This window comes from Clostridium aceticum, from assembly GCF_001042715.1.
Taxonomy (GTDB): Bacteria; Bacillota; Clostridia; order Peptostreptococcales; family Natronincolaceae; genus Andreesenella; species Andreesenella acetica.
The window spans coordinates 2,901,599-2,915,027 of record NZ_CP009687.1 but is presented as its reverse complement, the minus strand read 5'-3'; the positions used below and the strand labels follow the sequence as shown (position 1 = coordinate 2,915,027).

The window sequence follows — 13,429 nt, the reverse complement described above, 5'->3', positions numbered from 1 at the left end:
TGAAATGAAAAGTAAAAGAATATTATGTGTACTGTTAACATTAACAGTAGCAGTTATAGGGGTAAGTAGTCTTGCAGATTCTAATAGTAGTAAACAAGGTATGTTATATGATGCCTATGTAGAATACGACTTAGCAAAACAATATAATGATGAAATCTATGTAGAAAAGCAAAAACAATACAAAGAGCAAATAGTAGCATTAGAAAATAAACTATTGGAACTAGAGGATACAGAGAAAGAAGAAATAAACAAGCAAAAAGAAATAATAGATGCTGTTGAAGTAACTACTGAATATGAAACGATAACAGCTGAGGGATTATATGATATAGCTGTTAAGTCAGCTAAAGATAGTGGTACAAGTGTTGAAAGATTTTATACTTTCAATGAAGATAATATCTACACTATCCAAATAAAGGGTTTATTTAGGGATTTGAATACGACTATTAATGACTTTCAAAAAACAGTTGAAAACAATAATGTAAGTATAGGAAATATGTCAATCAGGCAAGATTATGATGCTTATAACCTTGAAAGAGAGTTTGATGACAAGTCAATGTTAAATTGGTATAACAATGAAATTGTAAATGTTATGGGAGATGTAATAGATCTTTCAGACTTAGTAATTGAGAATCAATCAGATGGTGATGTTGATTATACATTGATGACCTTAGATGATGTGAAATTAGATACTGAATCAATCAATAGAGAAGTTGCAGCATCTAATAAAAGAATAGATGAAGAAATTGCACAGCTAGTTTTAGATTATGGAAAGCAGATAGATATAATAGTTAAATCTGATTATGACATTGAAGTAAAAGCTGAGCTAAGAGCAAATATAGATACACAGCATGAGGAGGCAAAAGAAAAACTCATAGAGCTTAAGGATATTAGAAAGGCAGAGATAGAAACTAAATACCAAAAGATTTATGAAAAGGACAGGGCTAAAGTTGCAGATGCAATATTTCATTACAATAAAAAATTAGTAGAGCTTAAAGCTACATTAGCTGATAGTAGTCAACTTGAATATACAATGACGTTTACTGTGAGAGTTGAATAAGGAGGGTAAACGATGAAGAAGAAAAAGTCAGGGTTTACCCTTATAGAATGCGTAGTAAGTATAGTTATTATCAGTATAATTTCAGTTGTAATGTTTAAGTTCTCTACAAACTTTAGTGAAAGAATGCATGATATGTCAGTTAGATCAGAGGCAATAAAAATTGAGTATCAGGACGTTTTAAAAGTAAGGACATCTTATAGTAATGAAAGTCCTAATGTTATAAAGGACAAGCTTAATTTTAGCTCGAAATTCTATATAGTACCAGAGATGACTACAGCGGAAAGGGAGGTATGGAAGTATGAAGGTCAATACATGGAAACTTATAAGATGTTCGAGTAAGCGGGGATATACACTAGTTGAACTTATGGTTGTAATTGTAATAATGGGAATGATTGCAGCATTTGGAGCTAATTCGTTTAGTGGTCTTATTTCTGGTTATGAGAATACACGTATAAAGACAGAGCAATCAGTAAGTGATTTAAAGACTATAGCATATATAGACAGACTTTTACAAGGATGTGATTCTGTACAAGTATTAAATAGTAAGACGTTAGAAATAGTAAAAAACGGTAGTAAAGAAGTATTCAAAGCAGGTAAGTTTGGAAAAGAAGAAGATATAGATTTCATAGATAATGGAGATCAAATAATAGTAGTCATAGGAGGTGAAGAGTGTTGCTTGCCAATATTGTTAAAAGAACAAAGCGAGGAAATATGAGCTTCATAATTATTCTGATGATACTGATACCAGTAATACTACTTCCTATGGTTAAATTAATCGGTAATTCATATGAAGTACAGAATAATTTGTTAAATATATCAAAGGAATCAAATGTAACAAATTCAGTATTTGAGATTGCATTATTTGAAAGCCTTAATTATATAGATGGAATGACATTAAGTGATTTCAATAGTACAGAGCTGAAAAACAAAATAAACAGTGTACTTACAACAAATTTAAAGGATTTGGATGTAACCATATTAGTTGATGATAATTTGGAAAATGGAAAAATACAGTTGAATTTAGGTATAGACGATAAAACAACATTAATTCTAAAAATTGATAACATTCAGTTGGAAATTGTAGAGTCATTTGATGGTGGAGAAGTTGAAGGAATTACTGAGGGTGAAGAATACATTGAAGAACCAGAATATCTAATAGATATTTCAAATTACGTGGAGAGTAGGTGGGTAAAATGAGCAGTTTAAATGTATATATTGTAGCATTATATATACTTGCATTCATATTAGGAGCTTCAATGGGAAGTTTCTTACTAGTGATAGTAAGGAGAGGGCTTAAAGGTGAAAGCTGGGTTAAAGGAAGGTCAGTCTGTGAAAGTTGTGGAAAAGAGCTAGAATGGTGGGAATTGATACCCACCATTAGTTATTTAGTCCTTAGAGGTAAGTGTTCAAAGTGTAAGGTTAAAATAGATGAATCACATTTTATTTGTGAGACATACCTTGGTTTGGTTTATATGATAGGAGCTTATTTAATGATAGCTGAAAGTTTAACAGTATCAAATCTAATTATGTTTCTTTTAATACATACAATACTTTGGATAACAGCTATTAGTGATTGGATTGATCAGGCTATTAAAGTATTACCAGTGTATGTATTAAGTGCTGTAGCAGCTATAAGTACATTAAATATTTACTTCATACTCACAATTTTAGCTTTGATACTGATGTCTGAATTTTTAATAACGGATAATATGAGATGGCTAGGGGCAGGAGATATAGATATACTTATTGCAATATATGCAATAACTCAAAGTACACTAATAACATTTGAAGCACTTGTAAACGCTTCAATTTTTGGAATTATATTATATAGTATCGACTTACTTAAAAAAGAAAAACAGTCGGCTATTCCATTTGTACCATTACTTTATTTTGGGTACATATTTGCTTCATTAGGAATTGGCTTACTGCAATGGAGGTTATAATATGGGACTATATTATTATAAAGGAAAAAGAACAGACAGAAAAAAGGTAAGCGGTTTATTGGCAGCTGATTCAGAGAAGGATCTAAATAAAAAATTAGCAAAACAATGTGTTAAACCAAGTAATATAAGATACTTAGTAGACCTTAAAGGACTAGAGTATTATATATTTAAACCTAAAGAGATTAAAAAACTAACTAAAAAGCAAATCGCAGACTTCTTTGAGCAGATGTATTTTACATTAGATGCTGGATTGTCATTAGGAGAGACTGTTGAAGCTTTAGGTGAATCTAGTGACAATACTATTGCAATGTTAGGAACGATGTTAGAGCCTTTAATAGTGTCAGGAATATCATTAACAGATGCATTGAAAAAAACTGGGCTATTTCCCAAAGATATAATCATAAAAGTAGATGCAGGGACTGAAAGTGCAAAAATAAGTAATGCAATAAAAGACATAGTAGATAAGTTAAGGCAGGAGATTGAATTAACTGAAAAAATCAAGAGTGCAATGTCATATCCAATAATGCTTGTTTTTCTTACAATTGGCGTAGCAATATTTTTACTGACCTACATTATACCAATGCTAGCAGACGTACTAAATCAATTCAATAGTGAGCTACCTGTAATAACGCAGATGATAATAAGTTTATCTAGGGGAATACAAAAGTACTGGTGGTTGATAATTGCTCAAATCATTATATTGATTAATATACACATTTATTTATATAGAAGTAAAGACAGTTATAGGTTAAAGATAGATAGTTGGACTTATAAAATACCTGTAATAGGAGAAATAGTCTTCCTAAATCATTTATACACATTTAACAGTACATTTCATCAGTTAGTAAATAGTGGTGTTAATCAAGATAGGGCATTAATTATAGTTAAAGATATAGTAAGTAATGTAGTAATGCAGCAGGCAATAGAAGAAATAACAGATGACATAATTAGAGAAGGTTCTAATATATATGAGGCTATGAAAAAGCAAGAGATAATACCATCTGATTATTTGAAGTTCATATCAATAGGAGTAAAAACAGGTAAATTAAATGAGATACTTGGAAACATATCTAAAAAATATAAAATGGACATAGAAAATAAGCTTATAAAAGCAACCAAACTAATCGAACCTATTGCAATTGTATTAATAGGGATCATGATAGGGGTCTTTGTAATAAGCATGTGGATGCCATTGTTTGCAATAACAGAATCAATCTAAAACAAAAACACACTGTATTTTAAATATGGTGTGTTTTTAATTATATTTTTATTGAAAATAATATAATTAGCTATTGCATTACTAGTTTGAAAGCGTTACAATCCTCCCAATTTTATTGAGAAGGAGGAAGTTGAAAGTATGAAAACTGTAATTTGTAGATTAGATTTAGGCTATACACGTATAGCAGGGTACACCTTGTATGATGATGTAACAGAAGAATTTCATGAGACTACACCAAGAGAGGTTAAAGAGCTTATTAAAAAGGATCAAGTCAATGGATTAAAGCTAGTGAATGATGAAATTGTACTTGATACAGAAGGATTTAATCAAAGAAATTTAATGATTAAATCTGCTGTAGGAAAGTATAGACCTTTACATGAGACAGATAGCTTGGTAACAAGAATGTATGCAGTCTTAGATGTAATAGATAATGGTAAAGAATTAATGTATGAGGTCATTACCAATTACTGTGGAAGAAAATTAATGACTGAAGAATTTGTAAGGACATTAAATAGCATAGGATATGTAGCTGGTGCAATAATAACGGATGAAAAGATAAAGCTACTTAATAAGAAATTCTCAAACCAATTTATTGAAGAAAAACATGAAAAGGAAGATGAATACAGAGATATAGACGAAATATCAGATGCAGGTGATGTTTTATCAATTGAAGAAGAAGTTATACTTGGGAAAATAGCTTTAGAAGATAAAGAAGATGCAGAGATAGCAGTTGAACCAGAGGAAAAAGTCACAGAAGTCACTAATATTAAGGAAGATACTACAGATAAAGCTGATATAGAGCCAGAGAAATTAGAGTTTACTAGTTCAGAAGTTAAGATGGCCGAGGTAAAAAAAGAGGGCGATGTAAAACAGACAGTAGAAAATGAAAATAAAACAAAGGATGATGGTGTGCAGGCTTCTGATGATCAAGATAAGACAGAAGAAAAGAAACCTGTAACACCTAAGAAAAAGGGGAAAGCTAAGAAGTAAATTTTATCAACAGAATATAAGTAAATGAGAGGCTACTGATTATAGGTAGTCTCTTTTTATGTTCCCAGATATGCAGTAGATTAAAAAGTTATTAACTATAGAAACAACAATGTATGTACTAATACTCAACCACTGTAGGAGTTATAGATACAGAAATAACTAAGGATTGATTAAATAATACCAGAATAATAGATTGGATAGTCAATATTAACTCAATCATAACAGATGATATGAATAAGGATACAAACCATATAAAGGATATATTCCTGCCTGATATCATAAGTTTCAATTTAGGTAAATATTAAAAAGAAATTAAGGAGGAAAACACATGGAAAAGAATATATCAAATCAAGAAAGAAATGAAAGAGTGAGGGGGGGTAAAGGTGTATACTTCCAGAGGATCAGAAGAATCACGGGTTTTCTCACTCAAGACATAAGTACGTGGGGAACTGCTAAACGGGCTGAACTAAAAGACAGAGTAACTCATACCTAAACATCATTATAGGGAAAGGAAGGTGAAGTTTATGGGTTTACCAAGTTATTTTGATTATATGTCAAGAGAAAAGAAGAAATCAAGAATTGCAGAGTATTTAGATTACACACCTACAGAAGATTTTTTAAATACAGATGACTTAGAGTTATATATGAAGGCATACAAAGCGAGGTATGAGGAAAACGAAAGGCTATCAAAACTAACACCTTTAGAATCACTTGAATACTACAAAAGAATGAATGAAGACATGGATAATTTGATTAATCCAAAGGAAACAAAAGAGTTTATTAAGAGTGAGCAAGTAAACAATGAGCCAATTCATTTAATACTAGAAAATAGATTAGGATTTAAGTTACCAATAAAAGTAGATTTAATAGAAGATTATCTAATACCTATTAAAGATACAACACAGAACAAGTGTGATTACTTCATACTAATAATGAAATTTAAAGACATAGAGCAGCTTGAAGTTGGTGCAATGGAGTTTCTAAAGAAGGCTCAAATATTTAATGTATATTCAATTTACAAAGATGGTAGACAAGAAAAAGCAACAGTCCCTTGGAGAGATGATTACATGGATATGGTAAACAGCTTACAAGTAGTAACAGTAGGACAAGATGAAATAATTATAGAGATAGGAGTTTAATAGGAGGGGAGGCAAGTGTTAAATGACTAAAGCTAGAAAGAAACCAACAATAACATTAGAGCTAACTAAGGAAATATTCACTGGAGACAATGTACATCTGTTTATACAGGATAAAGTAATAGATATAAACGGCATAATTCCAGACCATATACTTAATCAAACAATAGGTGGAAGAAAAGATACAATGTTCATAATAAAACAAGTTAACGATGAACAAATAGCTAATTTAAAAGAGCAACTAAATAAAATAGTAAGTCTCAAAGGTATAAAAGAATTAGAGAAAATACAGCATTCAAGCGTAGAAAGTAAAATAGAATATCAAAGGTTAAAAGCAATAATAGTTTATAAGAATTCAATCTTTAGAATTAAAAGACTATCAATCCTTAAAAAAGAAGATGGAAGTCATAGCGTAATATTTGGAATAGCATAATAAAAGAACCCAACAATTCAAAATAACTTGTTTATATAGTAAGCATAAAATCAAAGGAGGACACAAGTAATGAAAATAACAGTAACTTGCATAGAAAGAATAAGAGGCAATGGAAATAAAATTACAGGATACCTGCTGATGGATGATTGGTCAGAGATAAGACAAATAGATTCAGAGGACTTAAAGAATTATATAAGGTCAGGACAACTTGTTGTAAGAAACTTAACATTAACATCAGATAACAGGCTAGTACCAAAAAGTATTCAAAGTTCGCCAGAAGATATAAAAACACTAGATATAAAGGGCGACAGATTTGATAATGATATATCAACCTTAGGTAAATTTGAAGATATATACTTTGATGATAATGTAAATGACGATGTTTACAGGGAATTAGTAGATAAATACTTCGGTGGATCAGTGAGTCCATTTGAGAAAAATAAAATAGGTTTAATGGTTGAAAGTTTAACTGATGAATATAGTAAGACACTGTCAGATGCAGGGTATACAGCTAAAGATGTAATGAAAGCACTTGTGATATATGAAATAGAAAATAAAGAGGATACAGCTTATACAGTTTACATGGAAAGGTTTTATCCATTGTTAAGAAGTTTGAAAGTAGAAAATGATGTGCTAAGATTCTTTATAATACTACAGCTTAGAGAGTTATTCTGTATTAAGGAGTCATACGACCAAAGGAAAAGTAGTAACTCAATTGATGATTTATTAGACCATCAATTAGTTGCAAGAGCATTCAACGCTGATAGAAAACTATTAATAAGATATATAGACCCAATGAATAAAGATAAACAAGGAAAAGTAAAGATAGATATTCAAAAATTAAGGAATGGACTAGCCTATGTAAGAGATAAAATCAACGAGACCTACTTCGGTAACATAGAAATTAATTAAATGTAAATATTTAAAAGCCTAATGAGATGAGCGAACAGCAAATTTCATTAGGCTTTTTATTTCAAAATATACCCAACAATGAGCAATAGCCTACCTATATAAATAATACAAAGCAAGAAAAACAATAAAATTAGGAGGAAACGAGAATGAAAAGTACAGAAAACGTAAAAGTAGGTAGAAAAACAATTAAAGAGTTAGGGGAGGAGCTAGTAAGGCAAATAATCGAAACGACAAAATTAGACATAGACGTAGAGAAATGTTTATTAGTAATGGAAGAAAGTCAAACCAGAATCAACTTAAATAAAACAGTAGAACTCAAAACAGAGACAATAGTAAATAGAAACGGAAAGAATGAAGAAATCTTCTTAAGATGTTTAGCGGAGATATTTAAAGGATTTACATGTAGTTTAGGTGATGATGGTATATGGTGGTTAGATGAAAACAAAATTGATAGCCACATAGAATATGAATATAAAAATCGTGTAATAAAAGCGACCATGAGTAGTCAAAAAATTACGAGAAAGGTAATAGAAATAGAGGAATCAATGGAAGAGTGGGAGGCTAAGATGGAGGCAGAACATACTTTATAAGTACTAATAAATATAACAAGAGAGCTGGGAAGGAAAACTTTCCAGCTTAAACTAAAATTATAAGGTTTATTTGTATATAACAAATCATTATTCATACTTACACACTTTTAAAAGATTTATTTTCTTAAAATAAATTCTTTACCAGAAAATCTAGCAATCTATAGTGAGTAATAAGATAACCTATAAAACTACATAAGACTAAATATAATATAGATTTAAAAATTAAAGAGTTAACTCAACTGGAGGTAATATACATGAAAAGACAAACAGCAATCAAAACCATAATAATTGTGATAGCAGGAGTGTTAGTAGCAATACCATTAACAGATGTAGCGATAGGAAATACTGATACAAACTTATTTAATAATAAAAGTGCAATTGTATATAATGTTAAGTCACATAAAGAGATTAAAAACGGTAGTTTAACTGTGACTATGGAAGATGAAAGTGAAAACTACTTAGAAACAGGACATATCAAGATAAAATCAAAAAAATCAGGGGTAGTATGGATGGATGCTAAGGATATAAATAGTACCTCTGAAGGAAAGGTGTTATGTCAATATGTAGTAAGATGGCATACTTATAACTCAAAACAAGGTAAGCAAGATAAAAATAGAAGAATACCAGATCTTGGAATGAAAGTAATAACTGACACTGAAAATGAATTTATAATACCAATTCCAGAAAATATGAACGTTGATAATAATGATTTAGGAGTTATAGTTTATTTAGCACTACAAGAAATTGATGGAAATGGTTATAAATCATATGATGAGATAAACATTGAGCCAGAGCAATTAAGCAAGCCTGCCTCATTACAAACAGATGGAAAGATTTACGGAGACGATGGAAGTGGATATATTAGCATTGAAGATTATATTAAATATGCAAAACAAATAGAGCATTTAACACCTGAAGAACAAGATTATAGGGATTATGAAATCAAGAAGTATACAAATTCCAACAGTTTGATAGATTTAGAGACAAATGAAGTTGTAATATCAAAAGCAGCAGAATTAAGAGAAGCATCTGAATCAGATGAAGAATTCATTGGTAAGGTTTATAAGTTAATAAGTTCTATGGAATACGACTATGAATTATTCAATGAAAACAAAGATGGAAGATTTTATCTACCTGAAATAGACAGTAAGTTTATTGAGGGAAAAGGGATATGTACAAATAAATCATGGATAATAGCAACAATGCTTAGAAGTCAAGGAATACCTACAAAGATAGTAGATGGGTATCAAGAATTATTAGGGAATCATAGCTGGAACGAAGTGTTAATCATTGGACAATGGGTTCACATAGATGCTACAAATGGACAAGGTTTCTACGGAAACATAGTTGGATATGAGCCATTGAGAGTAAGTTAGATAAAGTAAAGAAAAAACATAGTACTCCTATATAACAATAGAGCACCCAAACTAACAGCTTGAGCAACTGGAGGTTTGGGTGTTTCATTTATAAAGAAAAGAAAGCTATAGATGTTGAGAAAAGGCTAGTTAATAAACATTTCACCATTTAGAGATAAGCAACCTTACTTTATAAAGAGCAAGAAATGTATTAATAAATAAAAGTGAAGGAGGCTAAGAGAAATGAGAAGACTTAAAGGATATACATTTATATTAATTTTTAGCTTGATAAGTTTACTAGCTATGAATATTGAGATATCAGAGTGTGGAGCTATAAACATTGCAGTTTCAGAGAGTGTGTCAGAATTTATAATGGAAGACAATTCAGATACACGGGGTAAACAAGACGAGGAGTCACAAGGTCATCTAATAAACATATCAGAGCATTTAGAGGTAACTACCTTTGAAGATAAAGGATATATCAATGTAAAAATCAATGAAAGCTTTATAGAATTAAAGGAGAAACAATCAGATGAAATAATACTAGTATTAAGAGCAGGAATAAGAAATCAAGAAGACGAGTTCAGTAAATCAAAAGCTATAATCATAAAACCAGAGATGGTAGGCATAGATTTAAAAATATCAGTACCTGAAGATATAAATATAGATACAGAGAATGAGTTTAGTATTTTAAAAATAGAATTAGGGATACATGATACAGAGAAGGATACAGAAAAGATTTTAGTTTCTTCTATATTATATGCACCTAGTACTAAGGAATTTGAAGATTCAAGGTATTTGAGTTCTACAGAGTTCATTAAGTTTGATGATAACTACTTAAGTACAAGAATGGCTAAGTTGATAAGAGATGATAGCGTATCAGACGAACAATTTATCATGAGAGTGTTTATGTTGGTATCAGATATAGAGTATGATAATGAGTTTATTGGGCAGGGATTAAATTCACCATTTTATATACCAAACGCAGATAAAACAATAGTAACCAATAAAGGGATATGTTCGGATCAAGCAGTGTTATTAGCAGTCATGTTAAGAAGTCAAGGAATACCAACGAGATATATTAGTGGCTATTTACACTTGGAGGGACACGCATGGAATGAAATACTTATAAACGGAGAATGGATACCAGTGGATGCAACATCAGGACGGTTTTCAATAGATAGTAACTACATTCCAAGGATTAGATACTAAAGAGAAAATGAGTTTAGTGGTTTAGAGCCAAAGGAACCAGCGAATGGTTATATAGTAATGAACACTTAGCAAACATTATATATTTTCAAGATAATCATTTATTTATCAACATATTTTAAGAATTTCAAATTAGTATGATTAAATGGAGGATAGAAAAAATAACTTGGTAAGCTATTAAAAATTTAAGGTTACATTTAAGGATAAATTAGGTAAGCAGTAGACGAAAAAACTTAGGACAGTGATATAAAAAAGACTTAAAAATTAAAAGTAAAAATTGCTGAAGGATAGTAAACATTAGTATTAGAAATAGCAATATATAAAGAAATTTAAACACAGATAATAGAAGTAACAAGGAGCTTAGAAATTAAAGCACCTTGTTATTTTTATTTATCGAATTAGTTTATATAGCTACAATTAGTGTTTTAGATATAAGCAACTATTTAAAAAAGACAATCTAAGCTAATAACATAAAAGATAATAAAATTAAAATTAATAAAAAAGAAAGGATGATGAAAAATGAGAAGATATGCTATCGGTTGTGTAAGGAGAGTTCATAATATAAGTGGGAAGAAACTAGGTGCTATTGAGGCTTACCTAATATATGATTTACATTCTGATAAAGAAGATAAAACAGAAATACTAAGCATAAAGCAGATAAAAGAGATATTTCAAGATGGGGGTACAGTAATTGGTTTAAAGTTTCAGAACAATAGAGTTATTCCAAACAATTATTGCATGTATAACGCAAGACGTCTGGATGAATTAAATGGAGCAGGTGAACCTATAACACCACCAGATGAAAGAAAAGAAGTCCTTTTAGGATATAAGGGATATGGAGAAAAGACAACTTACAGGGTTGTAAAGTCTACTAGAGTAACAAGAGATCTTACTTATGATGAAATATGCAGTTTAGCTAAAGAAGGTAAAGTCATTGGAACAGGGGTTGGAACAGATGAGAATGGTGAAGAAAAGTTGAAGATATTCAGAGATTGTGATGTAAGAATCTATAATAAGGAGGAGGCTTGAGAGATATGATACAAAAATATGTAAGTTCATTAGAAATCAAAAAGTTAGAGGAACAGGCACATAAATTTGTACACGAATCAATGATGGAGTTTATTCGTCAACAATCTGTATTAGGAAACGTAAGGCAAAAGAAATACTCAATAAATGAATTAAAGTATTTATTAAATGGACAAAGGGAATTAGAGATACCTAACATGTTAGTAAATTATGTTACATTAAAAGATTTCATTAAAGACGCTAAAATTCATATTTTAGAAGAACCTTTGATGAAAGATGAACATTTAGAAATTAGAAGATATACAACTACCAACCTACCGATTACAATTATATTTGAAGTCAAAAGAGTAGCTTGGGATTTATATCCTCATATTAGATTTGCAGACTGTAATATAAAGATAATCAACAAGCCATACGAACAAGTAAAACTAGAAGAGATATTACAGAGGTTAATAGAAACGAAAAAAGCAGAGCTTGGAAGATTAATAAATACAGGGGAAATATACTATGAGATGCTTCAAGGAGACATAGAAATAGATGATATAGAAGTAGAGGACGAATTCATAATTAACTTAGATAGACTAAATGATGCAATAAAAAATAAAGATAGGTATTCAAAACCAGAATTAGATAAATCTATGAAGTTTGTGGTAGAAGTTTATTTGAAAAGCAGTCAACATAAAGTAAAAGAAAGAACTTCAATAAGCAATGAAGTAATACAGATATTAGATTTAGTAAAATCAATTGAAGAAAGTTCTGATATAATAACACTTCTAAAAGTAAGTAATAAGTAAGAAGGGAGAGATACCAAATGTTAAACAAGAAGAAAATAGCAATAGCAGCTACTGGAATAGTAATCATGATATGTGGAGTTCTAGTTTACGTGAACTTCATTAACAAAGAACCAGCTTACGATTATACATCAGTACCAGAAACAACGATAACAGAGCAACATCAGGAATATTCACAAGATAAAGACGTATATTTTGAACCAGACAGCGAGCCAGTTTTTATAGCAGAACCAGTAATAGATTGGGAAGAGCCACCAGTAGTTACAGTCTACAATCCAGATGCAGACCTAAATGATGATGGACACGTAGACAAAGGAGAATGGGAGCAATGGATAGCAGAGAACCCAGCAGACCTAAATCAAGACTTATATATAACAGCTGAAGAGCAAGCAGAGTTTAATGGTATAAAGGAACCAGTAACGAACGAGAAACCAGCTGAAGTTAAAGAGGATACTATTGTAGGTAATACCAAACCCCCTGTAGATAATACACCACCTACAAATAATAACAATAATCAAGGAAATACAAAACCAGCAGATAAGCCAACACCGCCTGCAACGAATAATAACGGAATGACACAGAAAGAAATAGATAATTCTAAACAGATGTCAGAAGATGCTATCAATGACATTTTAAACTGGGATTCAGGTACAGGTGGTAACGGATCTTTAGAAGAATATCAAAAACCATTTGATCCAGTAAATTAAACATATGGACATTAGTTACTAAACATAGTAGCTAATGTCCTTACATTTTATAGGAAAGGAG

The 13,429-nt window shown here is 30.5% G+C and carries 17 protein-coding genes; all 17 read left to right on the top strand.

The window, feature by feature from the left end; translation table 11 throughout:
• Positions 1-4: 4 nt before the first annotated feature.
• The 17 genes from CACET_RS13530 (at position 5) to CACET_RS13455 (ending at position 13,368) form a co-directional block, all read left to right on the top strand.
• On the top strand, positions 5-1,057 hold the full coding sequence (locus CACET_RS13530; RefSeq protein ID WP_044825245.1) for a hypothetical protein: 1,053 nt from the start codon (positions 5-7) through the stop codon (positions 1,055-1,057).
• 12 nt (positions 1,058-1,069) lie between these two features.
• Entirely contained in the window at positions 1,070-1,396 is a 327-nt protein-coding gene (locus CACET_RS13525) for a prepilin-type N-terminal cleavage/methylation domain-containing protein (RefSeq protein ID WP_044825244.1), read from the top strand.
• Positions 1,356-1,772: a type II secretion system protein gene (locus tag CACET_RS13520; RefSeq protein ID WP_044825243.1), complete on the top strand. Its 417-nt coding sequence runs from the start codon at positions 1,356-1,358 to the stop codon at positions 1,770-1,772. The genes CACET_RS13525 and CACET_RS13520 overlap by 41 nt, the downstream gene beginning before the upstream one ends.
• Positions 1,727-2,254, top strand: coding sequence for a hypothetical protein (locus CACET_RS13515; protein ID WP_152640004.1), 528 nt, complete (start codon positions 1,727-1,729; stop codon positions 2,252-2,254). Before CACET_RS13520 ends, CACET_RS13515 begins: the two co-directional genes overlap by 46 nt.
• Positions 2,251-3,000, top strand: a complete 750-nt coding sequence (locus tag CACET_RS13510) for a prepilin peptidase (protein WP_044825241.1) — start codon at positions 2,251-2,253, stop codon at positions 2,998-3,000. The genes CACET_RS13515 and CACET_RS13510 overlap by 4 nt, the downstream gene beginning before the upstream one ends.
• Position 3,001: 1 nt before the next feature.
• A complete protein-coding gene (locus CACET_RS13505) occupies positions 3,002-4,219 on the top strand; it encodes a type II secretion system F family protein (protein WP_044825240.1) in 1,218 nt (405 codons plus the stop codon).
• Positions 4,220-4,357: 138 nt separating this feature from the next.
• On the top strand, positions 4,358-5,209 hold the full coding sequence (locus tag CACET_RS13500; RefSeq protein WP_044825239.1) for a hypothetical protein: 852 nt from the start codon (positions 4,358-4,360) through the stop codon (positions 5,207-5,209).
• Positions 5,210-5,537: 328 nt separating this feature from the next.
• On the top strand, positions 5,538-5,702 hold the full coding sequence (locus CACET_RS20225; RefSeq protein ID WP_144414781.1) for an anaerobic ribonucleoside-triphosphate reductase: 165 nt from the start codon (positions 5,538-5,540) through the stop codon (positions 5,700-5,702).
• A 31-nt stretch (positions 5,703-5,733) separates the two neighbouring features.
• Positions 5,734-6,348: a hypothetical protein gene (locus CACET_RS13495; RefSeq protein ID WP_044825238.1), complete on the top strand. Its 615-nt coding sequence runs from the start codon at positions 5,734-5,736 to the stop codon at positions 6,346-6,348.
• A 22-nt stretch (positions 6,349-6,370) separates the two neighbouring features.
• Positions 6,371-6,778 carry a hypothetical protein gene (locus tag CACET_RS13490; protein WP_044825237.1) on the top strand — a complete coding sequence of 136 codons (408 nt, stop codon included), beginning with the start codon at positions 6,371-6,373 and terminating at the stop codon, positions 6,776-6,778.
• Positions 6,779-6,847: 69 nt separating this feature from the next.
• Positions 6,848-7,690 (top strand): hypothetical protein, encoded by an 843-nt coding sequence (locus CACET_RS13485; protein ID WP_044825236.1) that lies wholly within the window; start codon positions 6,848-6,850, stop codon positions 7,688-7,690.
• Positions 7,691-7,836: 146 nt separating this feature from the next.
• Positions 7,837-8,280 carry a hypothetical protein gene (locus CACET_RS13480; RefSeq protein WP_044825235.1) on the top strand — a complete coding sequence of 148 codons (444 nt, stop codon included), beginning with the start codon at positions 7,837-7,839 and terminating at the stop codon, positions 8,278-8,280.
• A gap of 254 nt (positions 8,281-8,534) precedes the next feature.
• Positions 8,535-9,656 carry a transglutaminase-like domain-containing protein gene (locus CACET_RS19575; RefSeq protein WP_052661472.1) on the top strand — a complete coding sequence of 374 codons (1,122 nt, stop codon included), beginning with the start codon at positions 8,535-8,537 and terminating at the stop codon, positions 9,654-9,656.
• Between the two features lie 222 nt (positions 9,657-9,878).
• Positions 9,879-10,847: a transglutaminase-like domain-containing protein gene (locus tag CACET_RS20965; RefSeq protein ID WP_052661471.1), complete on the top strand. Its 969-nt coding sequence runs from the start codon at positions 9,879-9,881 to the stop codon at positions 10,845-10,847.
• Positions 10,848-11,363: 516 nt separating this feature from the next.
• Positions 11,364-11,873 carry a hypothetical protein gene (locus CACET_RS13465; RefSeq protein WP_044825234.1) on the top strand — a complete coding sequence of 170 codons (510 nt, stop codon included), beginning with the start codon at positions 11,364-11,366 and terminating at the stop codon, positions 11,871-11,873.
• Positions 11,874-11,878: 5 nt separating this feature from the next.
• Complete coding sequence (locus CACET_RS13460) at positions 11,879-12,664, top strand: hypothetical protein (protein WP_144414780.1); 786 nt, start codon at positions 11,879-11,881, stop codon at positions 12,662-12,664.
• 17 nt (positions 12,665-12,681) lie between these two features.
• On the top strand, positions 12,682-13,368 hold the full coding sequence (locus tag CACET_RS13455) for a hypothetical protein (RefSeq protein WP_044825232.1): 687 nt from the start codon (positions 12,682-12,684) through the stop codon (positions 13,366-13,368).
• Positions 13,369-13,429: the final 61 nt, after the last annotated feature.